The organism is Hydrogenophaga soli, assembly GCF_054777695.1.
Window position 1 is genome coordinate 610,713 of record NZ_BAAHAK010000001.1, and the last position, 19,233, is coordinate 629,945.

At 63.0% G+C, this 19,233-nt stretch carries 20 protein-coding genes; 14 read left to right on the forward strand and 6 right to left on the reverse strand.

Annotation, left to right across the window (positions count from 1 at the left end):
* The first annotated feature begins 25 nt into the window (after nt 1-25).
* Genes pstA through phoR form a run of 5 tightly spaced genes read left to right on the forward strand, consistent with a single transcriptional unit; the run spans nt 26 to nt 4,465 of the window.
* Nucleotides 26-880, forward strand: a complete 855-nt coding sequence (pstA, locus tag ACYVB7_RS02765) for an ABC transporter permease family protein (protein WP_460505022.1) — start codon at nt 26-28, stop codon at nt 878-880.
* A 57-nt stretch (nt 881-937) separates the two neighbouring features.
* Nucleotides 938-1,723: a phosphate ABC transporter ATP-binding protein gene (pstB, locus tag ACYVB7_RS02770; protein WP_460505023.1), complete on the forward strand. Its 786-nt coding sequence runs from the start codon at nt 938-940 to the stop codon at nt 1,721-1,723.
* Between the two features lie 5 nt (nt 1,724-1,728).
* Complete coding sequence (gene phoU, locus ACYVB7_RS02775) at nt 1,729-2,430, forward strand: phosphate signaling complex protein PhoU (RefSeq protein ID WP_460505024.1); 702 nt, start codon at nt 1,729-1,731, stop codon at nt 2,428-2,430.
* Nucleotides 2,427-3,158: a response regulator gene (gene phoB / locus ACYVB7_RS02780; protein ID WP_460505025.1), complete on the forward strand. Its 732-nt coding sequence runs from the start codon at nt 2,427-2,429 to the stop codon at nt 3,156-3,158. The genes phoU and phoB overlap by 4 nt, the downstream gene beginning before the upstream one ends.
* On the forward strand, nt 3,155-4,465 hold the full coding sequence (gene phoR / locus ACYVB7_RS02785; RefSeq protein WP_460505026.1) for a phosphate regulon sensor histidine kinase PhoR: 1,311 nt from the start codon (nt 3,155-3,157) through the stop codon (nt 4,463-4,465). The genes phoB and phoR overlap by 4 nt, the downstream gene beginning before the upstream one ends.
* Here the strand turns inward: phoR and ACYVB7_RS02790 are convergent.
* The 4 genes from ACYVB7_RS02790 to trxA form a co-directional block, all read right to left on the reverse strand.
* Complete coding sequence (locus ACYVB7_RS02790; protein ID WP_460505027.1) at nt 4,425-6,209, reverse strand: ArnT family glycosyltransferase; 1,785 nt, start codon at nt 6,207-6,209, stop codon at nt 4,425-4,427. The two genes, phoR and ACYVB7_RS02790, sit on opposite strands and share 41 nt — an antisense overlap.
* An 88-nt stretch (nt 6,210-6,297) precedes the next feature.
* Nucleotides 6,298-6,564, reverse strand: a complete 267-nt coding sequence (locus ACYVB7_RS02795; RefSeq protein ID WP_460505028.1) for a 50S ribosomal protein L31 — start codon at nt 6,562-6,564, stop codon at nt 6,298-6,300.
* Between the two features lie 149 nt (nt 6,565-6,713).
* Complete coding sequence (gene rho, locus ACYVB7_RS02800) at nt 6,714-7,976, reverse strand: transcription termination factor Rho (RefSeq protein ID WP_460505029.1); 1,263 nt, start codon at nt 7,974-7,976, stop codon at nt 6,714-6,716.
* 180 nt (nt 7,977-8,156) lie between these two features.
* Nucleotides 8,157-8,489: a thioredoxin family protein gene (trxA, locus tag ACYVB7_RS02805; protein ID WP_460505030.1), complete on the reverse strand. Its 333-nt coding sequence runs from the start codon at nt 8,487-8,489 to the stop codon at nt 8,157-8,159.
* A gap of 59 nt (nt 8,490-8,548) precedes the next feature.
* On the opposite strand from trxA, the gene ACYVB7_RS02810 reads away from it, so the two are divergent.
* The 4 genes from ACYVB7_RS02810 (at nt 8,549) to ACYVB7_RS02825 (ending at nt 12,065) form a co-directional block, all read left to right on the forward strand.
* Nucleotides 8,549-9,934: a BaiN/RdsA family NAD(P)/FAD-dependent oxidoreductase gene (locus ACYVB7_RS02810; RefSeq protein ID WP_460505031.1), complete on the forward strand. Its 1,386-nt coding sequence runs from the start codon at nt 8,549-8,551 to the stop codon at nt 9,932-9,934.
* 66 nt (nt 9,935-10,000) lie between these two features.
* Nucleotides 10,001-10,357 (forward strand): 50S ribosomal protein L19, encoded by a 357-nt coding sequence (gene rplS / locus ACYVB7_RS02815; protein ID WP_460505032.1) that lies wholly within the window; start codon nt 10,001-10,003, stop codon nt 10,355-10,357.
* An 81-nt stretch (nt 10,358-10,438) separates the two neighbouring features.
* A complete protein-coding gene (locus tag ACYVB7_RS02820; protein WP_460505033.1) occupies nt 10,439-11,092 on the forward strand; it encodes a CoA pyrophosphatase in 654 nt (217 codons plus the stop codon).
* Between the two features lie 28 nt (nt 11,093-11,120).
* Nucleotides 11,121-12,065 (forward strand): CobD/CbiB family protein, encoded by a 945-nt coding sequence (locus ACYVB7_RS02825; RefSeq protein WP_460505034.1) that lies wholly within the window; start codon nt 11,121-11,123, stop codon nt 12,063-12,065.
* Nucleotides 12,066-12,098: 33 nt separating this feature from the next.
* On the opposite strand, the gene rsgA is transcribed toward ACYVB7_RS02825, so the two are convergent.
* Both rsgA and ACYVB7_RS02835 read right to left on the reverse strand, forming a co-directional pair.
* On the reverse strand, nt 12,099-13,070 hold the full coding sequence (gene rsgA / locus ACYVB7_RS02830; RefSeq protein ID WP_460505035.1) for a ribosome small subunit-dependent GTPase A: 972 nt from the start codon (nt 13,068-13,070) through the stop codon (nt 12,099-12,101).
* The gene (locus ACYVB7_RS02835) at nt 13,067-14,359 is read right to left on the reverse strand and encodes a M48 family metallopeptidase (RefSeq protein WP_460505036.1); all 1,293 of its coding nucleotides are present in this window, start codon (nt 14,357-14,359) and stop codon (nt 13,067-13,069) included. The genes rsgA and ACYVB7_RS02835 overlap by 4 nt, the downstream gene beginning before the upstream one ends.
* 38 nt (nt 14,360-14,397) lie before the next feature.
* Between ACYVB7_RS02835 and orn the strand changes: the two genes are divergently transcribed.
* The 5 genes from orn (at nt 14,398) to glnA (ending at nt 19,202) form a co-directional block, all read left to right on the forward strand.
* Entirely contained in the window at nt 14,398-15,060 is a 663-nt protein-coding gene (orn, locus tag ACYVB7_RS02840) for an oligoribonuclease (RefSeq protein ID WP_460505037.1), read from the forward strand.
* On the forward strand, nt 15,057-15,800 hold the full coding sequence (locus tag ACYVB7_RS02845) for a pseudouridine synthase (RefSeq protein WP_460505038.1): 744 nt from the start codon (nt 15,057-15,059) through the stop codon (nt 15,798-15,800). The genes orn and ACYVB7_RS02845 overlap by 4 nt, the downstream gene beginning before the upstream one ends.
* A 51-nt stretch (nt 15,801-15,851) precedes the next feature.
* Nucleotides 15,852-16,775, forward strand: a complete 924-nt coding sequence (locus tag ACYVB7_RS02850) for an EI24 domain-containing protein (RefSeq protein WP_460505039.1) — start codon at nt 15,852-15,854, stop codon at nt 16,773-16,775.
* A gap of 4 nt (nt 16,776-16,779) precedes the next feature.
* Nucleotides 16,780-17,613 (forward strand): competence/damage-inducible protein A, encoded by an 834-nt coding sequence (locus ACYVB7_RS02855; RefSeq protein ID WP_460505040.1) that lies wholly within the window; start codon nt 16,780-16,782, stop codon nt 17,611-17,613.
* Between the two features lie 173 nt (nt 17,614-17,786).
* Complete coding sequence (gene glnA / locus ACYVB7_RS02860) at nt 17,787-19,202, forward strand: glutamine synthetase family protein (RefSeq protein WP_460505041.1); 1,416 nt, start codon at nt 17,787-17,789, stop codon at nt 19,200-19,202.
* The last annotated feature ends 31 nt before the right edge of the window (nt 19,203-19,233 follow it).

Below are 19,233 nucleotides of genomic sequence, written 5' to 3' on the forward strand. Positions count from 1 at the left end.
TCTTTGCTATCAAATTTGTAAAAGTATGAACTTCAATCAAGCCCTTTACAACCGCCGCCAGCGCGCCAACACCATCGGCCTGACCTTGTCCATGGGGGCCATGGGCCTGGGGTTGGTGGTGTTGTTGTGGATCTTGGCGGTGCTGTTCTACAACGGCTTCACGGCGCTGGACTGGAACCTGTTCACCCAGTCCACCCCCGCGCCCGGGTCGGAGGGCGGTGGCTTGGCCAACGCCATCGTCGGCAGCCTGATGATGTTGGGCTTTGCGGTGCTGGTGTCCACACCCATCGGCATTTTTGCCGGGGTGTACCTGGCCGAATACGGTGACCAGAGCAAGACCGCTGAACTCACCCGCTTCGTGACCGACATCATGCTGTCGGCCCCGTCCATCGTGCTCGGTCTGTTCGTCTACGCCATCGTGGTGGCACCGTTGGGCACGTTTTCGGGTTGGGCGGGCAGCATGGCGCTGTCGCTGATCGCCATTCCGGTGGTGGTCCGCACCACCGAGAACATGCTGCGCCTGGTGCCCGGCAGCCTGCGCGAAGCCGCGTTTGCCCTGGGGGCGCCGCGCTGGAAGGTGGCCAGCATGGTCACCCTGCGGGCCGCCAAGAGCGGTGTCATCACCGGTTTGCTGCTGGCCATTGCGCGCATCAGCGGTGAAACGGCACCGCTGCTGTTCACGGCTCTGAACAACCAGTTCTTCAGCACCAACATGAACGCCCCCATGTCCAACCTGCCGGTGGTGATCTTCCAGTTTGCCATGAGCCCGTATGACAACTGGGTGCGCATGGCCTGGGGCGGCGCGCTGCTGATCACGCTGGCGGTGCTGGCGCTCAATGTGCTGGCGCGGGTGTTCTTCCGCGAAAAGACCAGCGGTTGACCGCCACATCGCCCATCAAACGACGACACCCCAGTACCTTTCACAGAGACCTTGACCATGACCGCTTCTGCATCGGCCAAGCCGACCCCTGCCAACGCCATCGAGGTGCGCAACCTCAACTTCTTCTACGGCAAGTTCCAGGGGCTGAAAAACATCAACCTCGACATTCCCGAGCGCAAAGTCACCGCCTTCATCGGCCCCTCGGGCTGCGGCAAGTCCACGCTGCTGCGCACCTTCAACCGCATGTACAGCCTGTACCCCGGGCAACGTGCCGAAGGCGAAATCAACCTGTACGGCCAGAACATCCTGGACCCCAAGCAGGACTTGAACCTGCTGCGTGCCCGTGTGGGCATGGTGTTCCAGAAGCCCACGCCGTTTCCCATGACGATTTACGACAACATCGCCTTCGGGGTGAAGTTGTACGAAACGCTGTCCAAGAGCGACATGGACGACCGCGTGGAATGGGCGCTGACCAAGGCCGCGCTGTGGACCGAGGTGAAAGACAAGCTGCACCAAAGCGGCCTGAGCCTGTCGGGTGGTCAGCAACAGCGTTTGTGCATTGCGCGCAGCGTGGCGGTCAAACCGTCGGTGCTGCTGTTGGACGAGCCCACCTCGGCGCTGGACCCGATTTCCACCGCCAAGGTGGAAGAGCTGGTGCACGAGCTGAAAACCGACTACACCATCGCCATCGTCACCCACAACATGCAGCAGGCAGCCCGTTGCTCGGACTACACCGCCTACATGTACCTGGGCGAGTTGATGGAAGTGGGGGTGACCGAAGAGCTGTTCTTCAAGCCCAAGCGCACGGAGACCGAGGACTACATCACAGGAAGGTTTGGTTGAACAACATGGGTGACAAACACATTTCAAGCCAGTTCGATGCTGAACTGAACAACATTTCGGCCAAGGTCATGGAAATGGGCGGGTTGGTCGAGTCGCAGCTGCGCCATGCCATTTACGCCTTTGCCGAATTCAGCGCCGAAGTGGCGGACCAGGTGGTGGAGCGCGAGGCGCTGGTCAACCAACTGGAGGTGGACATCGACCACGACGTGTCGTCCACCATCGGCCGCCGTCAGCCCACGGCCCGAGACCTGCGCATGCTGCTGGCCATGTCCAAGATCACGGCCAACCTGGAGCGGGCGGGAGACGAGGTGAGCCGCATGGCCCGCATGGTCAAGCTCATCATCGAAAGCGGCTCGGCCCGGGCCTTGCCCAGTTCCGACCTGCATGTGGCGGCTGACCTGGCGTCTGACTTGCTGCGCCGCTCGCTGGATGCCTTTGCCCGGCTCGACACCGAAACGGCGCTGGCCATCATCAAGGCAGACGACCAGTTGGACCACGAGTACGATGGTTTCCTGCGCAAGCTGATGACCTACATCATGGAAGACCCCCGCACCATTTCGGCCAGCCTCAACCTGCTCTTCCTGGCCAAGGCCATCGAGCGTGTGGGTGACCATGCCAAGAACATCGCCGAAAGCACCATTTACGTGGCCAAGGGCACGGACGTGCGCCACATGGCCCCCAACGCCATGGACACGGTGGTGCAATGAGAAAACTGCCCCGAGTGCTGGTGGTCGAAGACGAGGCGGCCATTGCCGAGCTGATCGCCGTCAACCTGCGTCACAACGGATTTGCCCCCACCCTGGTGTTCGACGCCGAGGCGGCCCGCCGCGAGGTGGACGCCCAGATTCCGGACGTGATTCTGCTGGACTGGATGTTGCCCGGTGAAAGCGGCGCGTCGCTGGCGCGAGCTTGGCGGCAGGCGGAACGGACCAAACAAGTGCCCATCCTGATGCTCACGGCCCGGGCCGACGAGGCCGACAAGGTTCAGGCGCTGGATGCAGGGGCTGACGACTACATCACCAAACCCTTCTCCACCAAGGAGTTGCTGGCCCGCATCCGGGCGGTGCTGCGTCGCCGTTCGCCTGAACTGGCCGAGGACGCCGTGCAGGTGGCTGATCTGCGGCTGGATGCCGCCACGTACCGCGTCACGTTCCGGCAGCAAGAGTTGAAGGTGGGACCCACCGAGTTCAAGCTGCTGCACTACCTCATGAAGAATGTCGAACGGGTGCACTCGCGGGCCATGCTGCTGGACCGGGTGTGGGGCGACCATGTGTTCATCGAAGAACGCACGGTGGACGTTCACATCAAGCGCCTGCGCGAGGCCCTGGGCGATGCCGGGGCCATGATCGAAACCGTGCGAGGAGCCGGTTACCGCCTGAGTGCCATGGCGCCGTCTCGCCCCAGCCAGCCTGCGAGGGGCGACGCGATTGCATGACGGCCCGTTACGCTGAGTTGCTGTTTGCCATGGCCCTGGGGGCCGCGTATGGCTGGTTGGAGTCGTCTTGGGCCCTGGCGTGTGCGGGGTGTGTCGTCGGGGCGTGTGTGTGGTTGACGTGGGACGGTTGGCACCTGCACCGTGTCATGCAGTGGCTGCAACGCCCGGAAGCCACCCGCGAACCGCGTGTTCCGCACGCCTGGCGTGAGTTGGTGGAACGCTTCCGCAAGGCGCGCAAGGTGCTGCAATCCGAGGTGGACGATGCCGACACCCGGTTGCATGAGTTTCTGGAGGCCATCCAGACCTCTCCCAATGGCGTGATCTTGCTGGACCACCGTGAGCGCATTGAGTGGTGCAACCAGACGGCAGCGGATCAACTGGGCATCAACCCCGAGCGGGATCTGATGCAGCACGTGACCAACCTGATCCGTGAACCGATGTTCACCGCTTACCTGCACGGGGGGCGTTACGACCAGGAGATTCAGATCCCTGGCGGGCGCAGCAGCGTGTCCCGTCCGGTGGTGCTGGCCATCCGGGTGCACGAGTACGGTTATGGCCGCAAGCTGATGCTGTCGCGTGACGTGACGGCCGTTCAGCAGGCCGAGGCCATGCGGCGCGATTTTGTGGCCAACGTGTCCCACGAGATCCGCACGCCGCTCACGGTGCTCAGCGGTTTTGTGGAAACCTTGCAGACCTTGCCTTTGGCGCCCGACGAACGCGAGCGCTATTTGGGGCTGATGGCGCAACAGGCCAATCGCATGCAGTCGCTGGTCAGTGATTTGCTGACCTTGTCCAAGCTGGAGGGCAGTCCCTCACCCAACCGGCAAAGCCGGGTGTCGGCCCGCGAGTTGTTGGACAAATGTGTGGTCGACGCCCAGGGGCTGTCTGCCGCGCTGGCCAGAGGGGCGCATCAGTTTGCCGAACACGTGCAGGCCGATGTGTGGTTGCTGGGCAATGTGGATGAGTTGACCAGCGCGGTCGGCAATCTGCTGGGCAATGCCGTGCGTTACACGCCTGGCCACGGAAGCATTTCCGTCGGGGTGCGGCAATTGGAGAGCGGAGAGGTGGAGTTGTGGGTGTCAGACACCGGGCCTGGTGTGGCACCGGAGCACATTCCCCGCTTGACAGAGCGCTTTTATCGGGTGGACCGCAGCAGGTCCCGTGAAACGGGTGGAACCGGACTGGGTTTGGCCATTGTCAAACATGTGATCCAGCGTCACGGGGGGCAACTGCTCATACAGAGCCAGTTGGGGGCCGGGTCCACATTCACTCTCCGTTTTCCGCCTGATCGGGTGAGACCGCTTTGACAGGTTCTGGCGCTTCGCCATCGAGGGTGGTTTGCCCGGGTGTCTGACGAACCAGCAGCATCAACCCCTCTTTGTTGTCGGTCAACCGATTGACGCGAGTGACCAGCATCCAGCCTTCAGCGGCAAGCCTTGCGTCGGACACACGGCTGGGGGGGGTGACCAGATGCTCGCAGTCCTTGGATTCCGGGCTTCCCCGCAGCAATCGCAGATGACCCTGATGGACCAGGCCAGCCGTCTGGGCAGGTTGTAACTCCCATGCAATGACGCATCCCGTGGGCGAGACGTTGGCTGCCAAACGCCGGGCCAAGCCCCCATAACTGCGGGCGTGGTCCAGCAGAGGGAGCCAAAGCGTCATCAGCAACAGCCAGCACAGCACGCTGCCGGTGGCGGGGATGACCATGCTCTTCCAAAGGGCGGGGGGGTGTCGAGAGGCTCGCCAATACACCACTGCCGTCCAGGCGATGGTGGCGGCAAGGGCGGGCACAAACGCCCAGGTGTGAAATTCGGGCACATAGCCGGGGGCGAGTCGGGCCACGTTCAGCGCAGGCTGCGCAGGGACACCGGTCATGAGGGAGATCCACACCACCCAGACGGCCAAGCTGCAGAATGTGAAAAACAGCAGCGAGAACCAATCTACCCAGGCGCCAAAGCTTCGTTTGAGGGTTGGCAATGAAAACGCGGCCAGTCCTGCGAGCGGGGGGAGCGCCGACATCATCACCCGATCCGAGCCGTCTTGCGACACGCTGGACAGCAGGATGAGCAGCACCAGTCCGCTGGGCAGCAGCACATGGGGGGTTTGCCAGTGATGTCGCCATCGCCACAACGCCCAGGCGGCCAGGGGCCATGCAGGCCAGGCGAACCAAGTCATTTGTTTGAGGAACACCAGCCAGCCATGGGCATCACTGCCTGGCGCGTCCCATGCGCCCAGGGTGGGGGTCAGCCAGAGGCCCACCAAGGCCAGGAGCAGGCCTCCGAGCCAAGTGAGCCATGGTCGGGACTTTTGCATCCCCTCCGAAGAACCGAAGTGGGTGTTGCAACGTGTCAGCAGCATGATGGCGGGCAACCCCATGGCCGCCAGCACGGCTGCAACGGGCTGACCCGACAGACTCAGCGTGACGAGGCAGATCAGCCACTGCGGTCCCCACAAATACCATGGGCGTTTTTTTTCTGCGGGGACGCGGAGTGCCAGCGTGTGCATCAACCCGGCAAACGACAGCATCCAGAACACCGCGGGGCTGGCCTCGTGGGAGATCTGAGCGAGCCCGAGACAGGCCATCAACGCCAGCAAGCCTGAGTCCGCCAACGTCCGTGCGTAATCGATGGGGTTGGCCTGTCCCCCAAAGGCAAACGCCACCGGTTGTGCGCCCGGCAGCAGGGCAAACCTGAAGATGGCATGCCAAGTGAGGCTCAGTGTGAAGGCCAGCGCCAGCAAGGAGGGCAGGCGGTAGGCCAGCTCAGCCGACGTGGGCAGCATCTGGATGGCCCAAGCCCCCAACCAGTGGGGCAGGGGGGCGAAATCGGCCACGGGCTCCCCGGCCAACAGGGGCTGCCACGCACTGGTTCTTCCCACTGCAATCTCTTGCATGGCGGCAAAGGACCGAACGTCAGCGGTTTTCCAAGGTTCACGTCCGATGAACCCAGGGAACACATAGGCCAGACACAGCAGCCACAGACCCCAACGAGGCAGACGCACCACAGCCGTTTGACTGACGATGGCTGGGGAAGGCAGGCGGGCTTCAGACATGTTGCAGGGGGGAATGCGTCACAGAACGCGACTTTACGGCGAAAAAAAAGCCGACAAGGTCGGCTTTTTGGGGCAAGCGCAGAAGTGCTTACTTGGTTGCAGCGGCTGCACCACGGGCAAAGCGGTTGCGGAACTTCTCGACGCGGCCACCCATGGTGTCCACGCTCTTTTGCGTGCCGGTGTAGAAAGGATGGGATTCGCTGGAGGTGTCCAGCTTGAACAGCGGCAGATCGCGACCGTCGTCCATCTTGATGGTTTCCTTGGTGTTGGCGCAGGAGCGCGTCACAAACTTGAACCCGTTGGACAGGTCCAGGAAACACACTTCACGGTAGTTGGGGTGAATGCCCTCTTTCATTTCAGTTCCTTTGGTTCAGGCGCGACAGCCGCCGATGAGCCCATGCATGGGTGGCACTTGCCGCAAAAATGGGGTTTTCACCCCGGCACACTTTGCGGGTCAACGTATGAACACCAGCAAAGCTTGCGATTATCGCATGAATGCGCGGGTCAACCCCCGCGGCGCATCATGTCAAAGAACTCGTGGTTGTTCTTCGTGGCCTTCATGTTCTTGAGCATGAGCTCCATGGCCTCGATTTCATCCATGTTGTACATGAATTGGCGCAGGATGCGGGTTTTTTGCAGGATTTCCGGTGCCAGCAGCAACTCTTCACGGCGGGTGCCGCTGCGGTTGAGCTGGATGGCGGGGAACACGCGTTTTTCGTACAGGCGCCGCTCCAGGTGGATTTCGCAGTTGCCGGTGCCCTTGAATTCTTCAAAGATCACTTCGTCCATGCGGCTGCCGGTGTCGATCAGCGCGGTGGCGATGATGGTGAGCGAGCCGCCTTCTTCGATCTTGCGTGCCGCGCCGAAGAAACGCTTGGGTCGTTGGAGTGCGTTGGCGTCCACGCCGCCCGTCAACACCTTGCCGGAGGAGGGCAGCACGTTGTTGTAGGCGCGGGCCAGGCGGGTGATGGAGTCCAGCAGGATCACCACGTCTTTTTTCAGCTCCACCAAACGCTTGGCGCGTTCAATGACCATTTCGGCCACATGCACATGGCGGGCGGCAGGTTCGTCAAACGTGGAGGCAATGACTTCGCCGCGCACGGTGCGCTGCATTTCGGTCACTTCTTCAGGACGCTCGTCGACCAGCAGCACCATCAACTCCACGTCAGGGTAGTTGGAGGTGATGGCGTGGGCGATGTGCTGCATCATCACCGTTTTGCCGGACTTGGGTTGCGCCACGATCAGGGCGCGCTGACCCTTGCCAATGGGGGCAATGATGTCGATCACCCGCCCGGTGATGTTCTCTTCGCCCTTGATGTCCCGCTCCAGCTTCATTTGCTGGTTGGGGAACAGCGGGGTCAGGTTTTCGAACATGATCTTGTGCTTGTTGTCCTCGGGGGGCAAGCCGTTGATCTTGTCGAGTTTGGTCAGTGCAAAGTAACGCTCACCGTCCTTGGGGGTGCGCACTTCCCCTTCGATCAGGTCGCCGGTGTGCAGGTTGAAGCGGCGGATCTGGCTGGGGGAGATGTAGATGTCGTCGGTGGACGCGTTGTAGCTGGTGTCCGGGTCGCGCAGGAACCCGAAGCCGTCGGGCAGCACTTCGAGCACGCCGTTGGCAAACACCTGTTCGCCAGCGCGAGCGCGCTTCTTGATGATGGCAAACATCAACTCCTGTTTGCGCATGCGCCCTGTGTTTTCGATTTCAAGCGCTTCGGCCTGCTTGAACACTTCGGACACATGGAGGGCTTTGAGTTCGGAAAGGTGCATGGCAACCCCGGCGGGGAGTCAATAAGAAGAAGGGGGATTTGCCCGGAAGCCGGGACTTGAACAGGCCTGAGGGCCTTGAGCCGTCGAAAACGGCACGAAATTGAATTATAGGGGGAGCGGAGCGCGATGGTGCAGAAGTTTGGCGTCCGGCCATTCTCAGGGAATGGCCGGGAGGTTCCATCAGGCCAGTTGCTGGTCGATGAAGGCCGTCAGTTGGGCTTTGCTCAGTGCGCCGACTTTGGTGGCGGCCAGCTGGCCTCCTTTGAAGACCATCAGGGTGGGGATGCCGCGGATGCCATACTGCGCGGGGACCGCACGGTTTTCATCCACGTTCATTTTGGTCACGCTCAGCTTGCCCTCGTAGGTGGAGGCGACTTCGTCCAAGATGGGCGCGATCATTTTGCAAGGTCCGCACCACTCGGCCCAGAAGTCAACCAGAACGGCACCGGGTTGCTGGAGGACATCGGCGTTGAACGAGGCGTCGGATACGTGTTTGATCAGGTCGCTGGCCATGGTGGGTTTCCGTGAGTGCGCACATGCGCAAGTTTGTTGTTCTTGAAATTGTGACAGAAATGAATCTTTCCCGTGGCGAAGGCGTAAGCACATGTGACAGCGACGGCCCTCTGGACGCCGATGTGTTGGTGATTGGGGGTGGGCCTGCGGGGTTGATGGCCGCGCAGGTGTTGGGGGAGCGTGGACATGTGGTGCACCTGATGGAGGCCATGCCTTCCGTCGGACGCAAGTTCCTGTTGGCTGGCAAGGGCGGGCTGAACCTGACCCATTCCGAGTCTGCGGATGCCTTTTTGTCGCGTTACAGGGGAGCGAGCCAGCATTTGTCACCCGTGTTGGCGCAATTCGGTGCCACACAGGTGCAGGAATGGGCGGGCCAACTGGGCGTTGACACCTTTGTGGGGTCTTCAGGTCGGGTTTTTCCCACCGACATGAAGGCAGCGCCTTTGCTGAGGGCCTGGGTGCATGCGCTCAGGCACCCTGTGCAGGGCTCTCCGATCCGCATTCACACCCGCCATCGGTGGGTGGGATGCAACGAACGGCAGGAGTGGCTGTTTCAAGCGCCAGAGGGTGTCCGAGCCGTGAAAGCGCGCAGCGTGGTGCTGGCGTTGGGCGGGGGCAGTTGGCCTCAGCTGGGGTCGGATGGCCGTTGGTTCGACGGATTGCAAAGCCTCGGGGTGGCCCTTTCGCCACTGTTGCCCAGCAATTGCGGCTTTGATGTGGCCCAGGGCTGGTCGGCACATTTTTCCGAGCGCTTCGCGGGGCAGCCGCTGAAGGGGGTGGTGCTCCGGGTGTCGGCGGAAGCCCCGCACGGCGACGCGGGGCAGGCTTGGGCTTTTGAGCGCAAAGGCGAGTGTGTGGTGACGCAGACAGGCCTTGAAGGCAGCTTGGTGTATGCCGCATCCGCGTGGATCCGAGATGCCGTGTTGGCCCAGGGGCAGGTGACCATTGAGCTGGATTTGCTGCCGGATTGGTCTGAGCAGCGTGTGCGCGACGCGGTGTGTGCGCCCAGGGGCAGTCGCAGCCTCAGCTCCCATTTGAAATCTCGATTGGGGCTGGAAGGCGTCAAGGCCGGGTTGGTCCGCGAGGTGCTGGGTGAATCCGGCGTCAAAGACGCGGCGTTGTTGTCAAGCAGCCTCAAGGCTTTGAGGGTGACGCTGGCCCGCCCCCGTCCGTTGGCCGAGGCCATCAGCACGGCAGGGGGCGTGGCGTTTGATGCCCTGGATGCGGGGCTGATGCTGCGGCAGTGGCCGGGTGTTTTTTGCGCGGGAGAAATGCTGGATTGGGAGGCGCCCACCGGTGGGTACCTGCTCACTGCGTGCCTGTCCAGCGGGCAGTGGGTTGGCGAGGCCGTGGCCAAACATCTGCAAGCCACGTCGCAGGCTGTTCACGCGGCATTGGGGCCCGTTATAATGGCGGGCTTTGGTTCCTCTGGCCAGCCGCTTTGAGTGCTGCAAACGCAGTGCAATCCAAGCCCCTTGTGTAGCGTGGACATGAACCGAGAAGTGAAAACCATGAACATCATCCAAGCCCTTGAGCAAGAAGAAATTGCTCGCCTGAACAAGGAAATCCCCGCGTTTGCTCCTGGCGACACCGTGATCGTCAGCGTGAACGTGATCGAAGGCAACCGCAAGCGTCTGCAAGCCTACGAAGGTGTGGTCATCGCCCGCCGCAACCGTGGTCTGAACAGCAGCTTCATCGTTCGCAAGATTTCCAACGGCGAAGGTGTGGAGCGTACGTTCCCCCTGTACAGCCCTTTGATCGCCAAGATCGAAGTCAAGCGTCGCGGTGACGTCCGTCGTGCCAAGCTGTACTACCTGCGTCAGCGCAGCGGCAAGTCTGCTCGCATCAAGGAAAAGCTGGGCGCTTGATCCTTCTTGGGGTCATTGCCTTGACCATCAAAGCCGCTGCTTGCAGCGGCTTTTTTCATGGTGCTTCAGGAGTTTGCTTTGATGGATCCCCGTGCGGTTGAAGGTCATCCGGTGCCACCCGGACCAGTCGTGCCAGACGCGGTCTGGATGCCGGACGCGCTTCGAGCCCGGTTTGAGCGGCCTCCTGTGTGGCAGCCCGATGTGTCGCGGGAGCCTCGCTTCAGTGCCCAGCCCATGCGGCCGGCGGCGGTCCTGGTGGGCTTGGTCCAACGCCCGGAGCCCACCGTGCTGCTCACCCAGCGCACCGCCCACTTGCGTTCGCATTCCGGACAGGTGGCGTTCCCGGGGGGGAAGTCCGATGCGGGCGATCTGGACCCCATCGCCACCGCATTGAGGGAGGCGCACGAAGAGGTGGGGGTTCCTCCGGCGGTGGTGGACGTCTTGGGAACCCTGCCGGTCTACACCACGGGCAGTGCCTACCAGGTGACGCCGGTGGTGGCGTTGTTGCCGCCCGATTGCCCCGTGGTGCCCAACCCGCACGAGGTGGAGGCGGTGTTTGAGGTTCCCTTGCGTTTCCTGATGAACCCTGCCCATCACCGCATCCATCGGGTGAACTGGCAGGGGGTCCAGCGCGAGTGGTACTCCATGCCCTATCACGACGGTGTGGCCGAGCGCTACATCTGGGGTGCCACGGCAGGCATGTTGCGAAACCTGTACGCGTTTCTGAGGGTTTGACGCTGCGCAGCTGGGTATCATCCCACCCATGAGTTTTCTTGCCGTGTTGTTTGCCTTGTTGCTGGAGCAGGCACACCCCTTGTCCCATGGCAATGTGGTGCATTCCGGGCTGCGTGAATGGTTCGCTTGGTTGCGCCACAGCCTGGATGCCGGGCAACGGCGGCATGGGGTGCTGGTGTGGAGCTTGGCCGTGGCGTTGCCTGCGGCGCTCACCGCGGCCATCCACTGGTTGTTGTGGTCCTACAGCGTGTTTCTCACCTTCGCCTGGGCGGTGCTGGTCCTCTACCTGACCTTGGGATTTCGGCAGTTCAGCCACCATTTCACCGAAATCCGTGGGGCGCTGGATCGTGGTGAAGAGCTGCAGGCCCGTGAGGCATTGGCCCATTGGCGGCGTGTGCCGGTGGAAGACATTTCCTCCGGGCAGGAACTGTTGCGCGAGGTGATGTCGTACTCCATCTTGGCCGTGCACCGCCATGTGCTGGGCGTGCTGGTGGTGTTTGTGGTGTTTTGGGTGCTGGGTTTGGGGCCTGCGGGGGCGGTGCTGTTCCGGTTGGCCGACTATGTGTCCAGCGCCTGCCGCCGATCGGTGCTTCAGCTGCCTCCTCCGGGCTTTACTGCGGTGGAGGTTCAAGGTGGGGTGTGTGATGTGGCCCGCCAGGTGTGGGGGTGGATCAACCACTGGCCAGCCCGTTGTTCGGCCATGGCGTTTGCCATTGTGGGCAATTTCGAGGAGGCCGTGGCCGCCTGGAGGGCTCCGCATGCGCCGGGCCAGGACGCCAACCATGCGGTGGTGTTGGCCGCGGCTGCGGGTGCCCTGAACGTGCAGCTGGGCGACGTGACCGCGCTGGATTCCACCACCTGCCGTCCCCCGGAGATGGCCCACCTGACCAGCCTGGTCGGCCTGGTTTGGCGCAGTGTGGTGCTGTGGATGTTGTTCCTGGCGCTGCTGACCTTGGCCAATGTTTTGGGGTGATGGCTCGGGACCTGTGGTCCCGTTCACGTCTGTTCAGGTCCAGTGCTTGATCTGGGCCAGCTCCTCGTACAGCTCGCAATAAATTTGATAGCGGTTTGCGCTTATATATAAAGCGCTAGAGGCATTTTTCATTTCAGAAATGACGCCGCAGCCGGGTTCGTGCCTGTGGGTGCAGTTCTGGAACTTGCATTGCCCCAGGTGGGCACGGATGTCGGGCATCAGCCACGCCAGCCGCTGCACCTGGATGTGGTGCAGGCCAAACTCCTGAAACCCCGGTGAGTCGATCAACGCCGTCTGGTGGCTGGCGTCGGTCCAGTACCACAGGGTGCTGGTGGTGGTGTGTTTGCCGGAGTTGAGGGCCGTGGAGATTTCCCCCGTCTGCGCCAGTGCATGCGGCACCCAGTGGTTGATGAGGGTGCTTTTGCCCACGCCCGAGGGGCCCAGCACCAGCGTGCGATGGCCTTGCAGCCGTTGATCCAGCGGGACCAGGGTGGCGTTGTCAGCACCCGTCGTCCCGGGTTTGAGCCAGAGCGGCAGCACGGCATAACCCATGGCGCGGTAAGGGGCCAGGCGCTCCCAGGCGCGAGCAAACGGTTCGGTCAGGTCCTGCTTGTTCAGCCCGATCATCGGGGTGATGCCCGCGTCTTCGGCGGCAATCAGGGCGCGGGCCAACTGGCGCTCGGAAAACTCGGGTTCTGCCGCCACCAGGATCAGCAGTTGGTCGAGGTTGGCCGCGAACGACTTGGTGCGCACCTCGTCTTGCCGGTAGAACAGGTTTTCACGCGCCTGCACGGCTTCGATGGTGCCTTCGTCGGCAGAGGGAATCCACCACACCCGATCCCCCACCACCGCCTCGTTGCGTTTGCCGCGGGGGTGGCAGATGCGGCGCTCGCCGTCGGGTGTTTCCACCACCACGTGCCGCCCATGGGTGGCCACCACCAAGCCATCCAGGCGATCTCCAGCGCTGGTGTCGGGTCGCTGCGAGCGCGCATGACGGCCCTTCATGCGGCGGCTCCGGCGGGAGAGGGCATCAGCCGGCTCAGGCGTTGGCTGGCCGGGGGGTGGCTGTGGTGAAAAGCCACGTACAGCGGGTCCGGGGTGAGGGTGGATGCATTGTCCCGGTACAGCTTGAGCAAGGCGCTGTGCAGGTGCTGGGCCGGCACCTGCGCTGCCGCGTAGGCGTCCGCCTCGAACTCGTGGCGGCGGGACATGGTCGACGACAGGGGGGCCAGGAACAGCGAAAACACCGGCACCACCATGGCGAACAGCAGCAAGGCCAAGGCGCTGTTGGTGCTGTTCAGGTTGGGTTGCACGCCCAGGCCGGTGTAGAACCAGGATTGACCGGAGGCGTACCCCAGCGTGGCCAAGGCCGCCAGCGTGCCCAAGGCCACCCAGGCCACCCGGCGCACGATGTGTTTGTGGTGGAAGTGGCCCAGCTCGTGGGCCAGCACCGCCTCCAATTCGTCGTGGCTGAGCTGCTGCATCAGCGTGTCGTACAACACCACACGTTTGGCTTGCCCCAGGCCTGTGAAATAGGCATTGGCGTGGGCGCTGCGGCGGCTGCCATCCATCACGAACAAACCACTGGCCTTGAAGCCGCAACGCGCCATCAGGGCCTGCACCCGCTGAACCAACGTCATGTCTTGCAGGGGCTGGAAGCGGTTGAACAAGGGGGCGATGAGCGTGGGGTAGAGCACCATCATCAGCAGGTTGAAGCCCATGAACACACCCCAGGCCCACAGCCACCACAGGGTGCCCGCCTGCTCCATCAGCCAGAGCACCGCGGCCAACAGCGGAAGGCCCAACAGCGCCGACACCGCCACACCCTTGAGGCCATCGACCAGCCACATGCCCCAGGTGCTGCGGTTGAACCCAAAGCGGGTTTCCACCCCGAAGGTTTGCCAGGCCGACAGCGGTGCATCCAGCACCCCGCCCACCACGGCAAAGGCCGCCACCAGGGGCAGTTGCTGCCCCAGGCCGGGCGCCACCCAGGGGGCCAGGGTGTGAGACACCCATTGCTGAAGGGCATCCAAGCCGCCCAGCAGGGTCCAACCCAGCAGCACCACCGCCCCGAACACGATGTCCACCATCGCCACCTTGGCCTTGGCCACGGTGTAGTCCGCCGCCTTGTGGTGGGCGGCCAGGTCGATGTGACCGGCATAGGCCGAAGGCACCTGGGCGCGGTGTTGGCGAACGTGGCGGACCTGCCGGAGCACCAGCCACAGGCGCAGTGCGGTGGACAGCAACAAGGCAGCAGAGAAGACCAGCGAGAAGGTCAGTGAGGCGTCGAACATGGGGCGAGTCTACCGGGCGCGTCATGGACAATCGGGGGATGAGTTCTTTTGCCGCGCCCCGCCGCCACACCCACGAGCCTTACCCTCCACACCCCTCGGGGTTGACCAAGAGCGATGCCAACCTGGTCTGGCTGGACTGCGAAATGAGTGGCCTGGACCCCGAAAAAGACCGTTTGCTGGAGGTGGCCGTGGTCATCACCGGGCCGGACCTGACCCCGCGGGTGGAGGGGCCGGTGATGGTGATCCACCAGTCCGACGAAGTGCTGGGCGGCATGGACGCCTGGAACCGCGGCACCCATGGCCGCAGCGGCTTGACCGAAAAGGTGCGTGTCAGCACGGTGACCGAGGCCGAGGCCGAGGCCGAGCTGCTGGCCTTTGTGCGGCGCTTTGTGCCCAAGGGCGTGTCCCCGCTGTGCGGCAACACCGTGCACCAGGACCGGCGTTTCCTGGTGCGCTACATGCCCGCGCTGGATGCCCATTTCCATTACCGCTGCCTGGACGTCAGCACCCTGAAGGAGCTGGCCAAGCGCTGGCAGCCGAAGGTGTTCAAGGCCTTCAAAAAGAAGCAGATGCACACAGCCTTGGCCGATGTGCACGAGTCCATCGACGAACTGGTGCACTACCGCACCCACTTCCTGCGCATGCCCGACGTGGCACCGCAGGCCGAGGCGGCCACCGACACCCCAAGGAGCGCAGCATGAAGCGGGCATTGGCCGACATCCTGTTTTCGCAAGGCTTTGGCACCCGCCGGGTGTGTTCGGGCCTGATCGAGCAGGGCATGGTGCGGGTGGCGGGCGAGGTGGTCCTCGACCCGTGGGCCGACTTTGAAACCACCGACTTCGCGTTTGACGTGCAGGGCACCGCTTGGCCGTGTGTGGAACGGGCCTACCTGATGCTGCACAAGCCCACGGGGCACGAGTGTTCGCAAAAGCCCGGCATGTACCCCAGCATCTACACCCTGCTGCCCGCGCCCTTGCGCCAGCGCGGCGGCGGTGCCGCGGCGGGCGTGCAGGCCGTGGGGCGGCTGGACCAGGACACCACGGGCCTGCTGCTGCTGAGCGATGACGGCCAGTTCATCCACCGGCTGACGTCCCCTCGGCACCACGTGCCCAAGGTGTACGAGGTGACCACACGACACCCCGTGACCGACGTGCAAATCGACAAGCTGCTGGCAGGCGTGGTGCTGGACGACAGCCCGGTGCCCGTGAAAGCCGCCGCCGCGGTGCGGGTGGCCGAATGTCACCTGCAACTCACCCTGACCGAGGGCAAATACCACCAGGTCAAACGCATGCTGGCCGCGGTCAGCAACCGGGTGGAGGGGTTGCACCGCAGCCGCATTGGCGAGCTGGTGCTGGACGATCGTTTGCCTGTGGGGGCCTGGCGCTGGCTCACCGCCGAAGAAGTGGCCGCCCTGAGCCAGAAGGCCAAGCCCGCACGCTGAGGGCGGAGGGTCCCGGGTGGGGCTTCATGCACATCGGTTATGCTGATTTGCATGGGCCTCATCTTTGATGCTTTCTGGCGCTCGGTGGTGTATTGCCTGCACCCCCGCGTCATTGCACTGTCTTTTTTGCCTCTGGTGGTGATGGTGGCGCTGTCCTTCGGGCTGGGCTACTTCTACTGGGAAGATGCCGTGTCTGCGGTGACCCAGGGCCTGGAGGCCAGCGAACTCCTGACCCTGGCGCTGGGGTGGCTGGATTCCGTCGGTTTGGGGCGGCTGCGGGCCGTGTTTGCGCCGTTGGTGGTGTTGTTCCTGGCCACGCCCGTCATCGTGGTGATGTCGTTGTTGCTGGTGTCGCTGGTGATGACGCCTGCGCTGGTCGAGCTGGTGGCGCAGCGCCGTTTTCCCCTTTTGGAGCGCAAGAAGGGGGCGTCCTGGCTGGGCAGTGCGGCCTGGTCGCTGGTGTCCACCGCTTTGGCCTTGATGGCCATGGTGGCATCGCTGCCGCTGTGGCTGATTCCCCCGCTGGTCATGGTGCTGCCTCCACTGATCTGGGGTTGGCTCACCTACCGCGTGTTTGCCTACGACGCCTTGGCCGACCACGCCAGCGCTGACGAGCGTCGTGCCCTGTTCGAGCAACATCGCCTGCCCTTGTTGACCCTGGGCGTGCTGACCGGTTACCTGGGGGCTTTGCCCAGCGTGTTGTGGGCATCGGGGGCCTTGTTCATTGCCATGGCGCCCATCCTGGTGCCGTTGGCCATCTGGCTCTACACCCTGGTGTTCGCGTTTTCGTCGCTGTGGTTTGTGCACTTTTGCCTGTCGGCTTTGGCACAGCGGCGTCAGAACGAGGCCACTGTTCGTCCCGTCCAGGAGGTCCACCCGGTCGTGGTGGATGTGGATGTGTCTGAGCCCGATGCGCCCCTGTTGCCCCCTGATGCGGTGACCCCTCCTGACTCTGGGCGCTTGCCGCCCCCCTGAATCCATGCCCGACTTTGCAACCCCTGTGCCCACGTTTGGTGCGCTCATCATCGGTGACGAAATCCTGTCGGGGCGCCGGGTGGACAAACACCTGCCCAAGTTGATCGAGTTGCTGGGAGACCGCGGATTGCAGTTGTCCTACGCCGTGAACCTGGGGGACGATCCCGCCCGGATCACCCAGCACCTTCGCCAGGCGTTTGACAGTGGCGACTGGGTGTTTTCATTCGGGGGCATCGGTGCCACCCCCGATGACCACACCCGCCAATGCGCAGCGGCGGCACTGGGTCAGCCTTTGGTTTTGCACCCCGAGGCCAAGGCACTGATCACCGAGCGCATGCAGGACATGGCCGCCCAGCAGGGCTCGGTGCTCGACCTGGCACACCCCGACAGCCAGCGGCGCTTGGAGATGGGGATGTTCCCCGCATCGGCCTCACTCATTCCCAACCCGTACAACAAGATCCCCGGTTTTGCCTGCCAGGGCCACGCCGGTGGCTGGGTGCATTTTGTGCCCGGGTTTCCGGTGATGGCCTGGCCCATGGTCGAGTGGGTGTTGGAGCAGCGGTGTGCGCCGTGGTTTTCGCGTGGGGCCCGTGTGGAGAAATCTGTGGTGGTGTACGGCACGCTGGAAGCAACGCTCACGCCCCTCATGGAAGACATTGAACAGCAGCACCCCGAGGTGAAGGTGTTCAGCCTGCCCAGCGTGGATCACCCGGAACATGGGCGGCACATTGACCTGGGGGTCAAAGGTCCGGTGACGGCGGCGGATCGTGCCTACCTGGACCTGATGCAGGGTTTGCAGGCGTTGGGGGTTCCGTTGGGCCCCGAAATGGTGCGTTGAGTGCGCCTTATCTTGGTGCCAATCCATTTTGGTGCAAATGGCACTCCATTGGTGCAATGGATGCTGGGGCATACTTGGGTTTCAGTCGATGTGCCGAACCATGCCTCTGGCATAAAAGCTGCTTGATGCTTTCCGTTATCGAATTTTCAACCCGTCATCCTTAGGAGATTTTGATGGCCAAGACCGTCGCAGACGTGATGCAACTGGTGAAAGACAACGACGTCAAGTTCGTTGACTTCCGTTTCACCGACACCCGTGGCAAAGAGCAGCACGTGACCGTGCCCGTGTCTCACTTCGATGAAGACAAGTTCACCTCTGGCCATGCGTTTGACGGCTCCTCCGTGGCAGGTTGGAAAGGTATTGAAGCCTCCGACATGCAGCTGATGCCCGACCCCAGCACCGCCAACATCGACCCCTTCTTCGAAGAAACCACCCTGTTCCTGCAGTGTGACGTGGTCGAACCCAGCGACGGCAAGGCCTACGACCGTGACCCCCGCTCCATCGCCAAGCGCGCCGAAGCCTACCTGAAGGCGTCTGGCCTGGGCGACACCGCCTACTTCGGTCCCGAACCCGAATTCTTCATTTTCGACGGCGTGCGTTGGAGCAACGAACCCGGTCGCGTGTTCAGCGAAATCGAAGAATACGAAGCCCCCTGGAACAGTGGTTCCAAGATGGAAGGCGGCAACCGCGGCCACCGTCCCACCACCAAGGGCGGTTACTTCCCCGTGCCTCCGGTCGACAGCACGCAAGACATGCGTTCCGAGATGGTGCTGATCCTGGAAAGCCTGGGCATCCCCGTCGAAGTGTTCCACCACGAAGTGGCTGGCGCCGGTCAAAACGAAATCGGCACCAAGTTCAGCACGCTGGTTGAGCGCGCCGACTGGACCCAAGTGCTGAAGTACGTGGTCTGGAACGTGGCCAACGCCTACGGCAAGACCGCCACCTTCATGCCCAAGCCCTACCACGGTGACAACGGTTCCGGCATGCACGTGCACCAGTCCGTGTGGAAAGACGGCAAGAACCTGTTCGCCGGTGACGGCTACGCCGGCCTGAGCGACTACGCCCTGTACTACATCGGCGGCATCATCAAGCACGCCCGTGCCCTGAACGCCATCACCAACCCCGGCACCAACAGCTACAAGCGCCTGGTGCCCGGCTTCGAAGCCCCGGTGAAGCTGGCCTACTCCAGCCGCAACCGTTCCGCTTCCATCCGCATCCCGTTCGTGGCCAACCCCAAGGGCCGTCGCATCGAGGCTCGCTTCCCCGATCCTTCCGCCAACCCCTACCTGTGCTTCTCGGCCCTGCTGATGGCCGGTCTGGACGGCGTGGAAAACAAGATCCATCCGGGCGAAGCCGCCACCAAGGACCTGTACCACCTGCCGCCCGAAGAAGACAAGCTGGTGCCCACCGTGTGCCACAGCCTGGACCAGGCGCTGGAGTACCTGGACAAGGACCGTGCGTTCCTGACCAAGGGCGGTGTGTTCACCGACAGCATGCTGGACGCCTACATCGACCTGAAGATGCAGGAAGTGACCCGCTTCCGCACCATTCCCCACCCGGTCGAGTTCGACATGTACTACAGCCTGTGATGCAGGTCGAGGTCGGATGACCTTCGCAAAA

What these genes read in the sequence shown, in the direction of transcription:
- ACYVB7_RS02855 (WP_460505040.1), top strand. Translation starts at nt 16,780, where the DNA reads ATGCCCGACTTTGCAACCCCTGTGCCCACGTTTGGTGCGCTCATCATC.
- ACYVB7_RS02790 (WP_460505027.1), bottom strand. Translation starts at nt 6,209, where the DNA reads ATGTCTGAAGCCCGCCTGCCTTCCCCAGCCATCGTCAGTCAAACGGCT.
- ACYVB7_RS02810 (WP_460505031.1), top strand. Translation starts at nt 8,549, where the DNA reads ATGAATCTTTCCCGTGGCGAAGGCGTAAGCACATGTGACAGCGACGGC.
- trxA (WP_460505030.1), bottom strand. Translation starts at nt 8,489, where the DNA reads ATGGCCAGCGACCTGATCAAACACGTATCCGACGCCTCGTTCAACGCC.
- phoB (WP_460505025.1), top strand. Translation starts at nt 2,427, where the DNA reads ATGAGAAAACTGCCCCGAGTGCTGGTGGTCGAAGACGAGGCGGCCATT.
- glnA (WP_460505041.1), top strand. Translation starts at nt 17,787, where the DNA reads ATGGCCAAGACCGTCGCAGACGTGATGCAACTGGTGAAAGACAACGAC.
- ACYVB7_RS02825 (WP_460505034.1), top strand. Translation starts at nt 11,121, where the DNA reads ATGAGTTTTCTTGCCGTGTTGTTTGCCTTGTTGCTGGAGCAGGCACAC.
- rho (WP_460505029.1), bottom strand. Translation starts at nt 7,976, where the DNA reads ATGCACCTTTCCGAACTCAAAGCCCTCCATGTGTCCGAAGTGTTCAAG.
- phoR (WP_460505026.1), top strand. Translation starts at nt 3,155, where the DNA reads ATGACGGCCCGTTACGCTGAGTTGCTGTTTGCCATGGCCCTGGGGGCC.
- pstB (WP_460505023.1), top strand. Translation starts at nt 938, where the DNA reads ATGACCGCTTCTGCATCGGCCAAGCCGACCCCTGCCAACGCCATCGAG.
- ACYVB7_RS02795 (WP_460505028.1), bottom strand. Translation starts at nt 6,564, where the DNA reads ATGAAAGAGGGCATTCACCCCAACTACCGTGAAGTGTGTTTCCTGGAC.
- ACYVB7_RS02835 (WP_460505036.1), bottom strand. Translation starts at nt 14,359, where the DNA reads ATGTTCGACGCCTCACTGACCTTCTCGCTGGTCTTCTCTGCTGCCTTG.
- phoU (WP_460505024.1), top strand. Translation starts at nt 1,729, where the DNA reads ATGGGTGACAAACACATTTCAAGCCAGTTCGATGCTGAACTGAACAAC.
- orn (WP_460505037.1), top strand. Translation starts at nt 14,398, where the DNA reads ATGAGTTCTTTTGCCGCGCCCCGCCGCCACACCCACGAGCCTTACCCT.
- rplS (WP_460505032.1), top strand. Translation starts at nt 10,001, where the DNA reads ATGAACATCATCCAAGCCCTTGAGCAAGAAGAAATTGCTCGCCTGAAC.
- rsgA (WP_460505035.1), bottom strand. Translation starts at nt 13,070, where the DNA reads ATGAAGGGCCGTCATGCGCGCTCGCAGCGACCCGACACCAGCGCTGGA.
- ACYVB7_RS02850 (WP_460505039.1), top strand. Translation starts at nt 15,852, where the DNA reads ATGGGCCTCATCTTTGATGCTTTCTGGCGCTCGGTGGTGTATTGCCTG.
- pstA (WP_460505022.1), top strand. Translation starts at nt 26, where the DNA reads ATGAACTTCAATCAAGCCCTTTACAACCGCCGCCAGCGCGCCAACACC.
- ACYVB7_RS02845 (WP_460505038.1), top strand. Translation starts at nt 15,057, where the DNA reads ATGAAGCGGGCATTGGCCGACATCCTGTTTTCGCAAGGCTTTGGCACC.
- ACYVB7_RS02820 (WP_460505033.1), top strand. Translation starts at nt 10,439, where the DNA reads ATGGATCCCCGTGCGGTTGAAGGTCATCCGGTGCCACCCGGACCAGTC.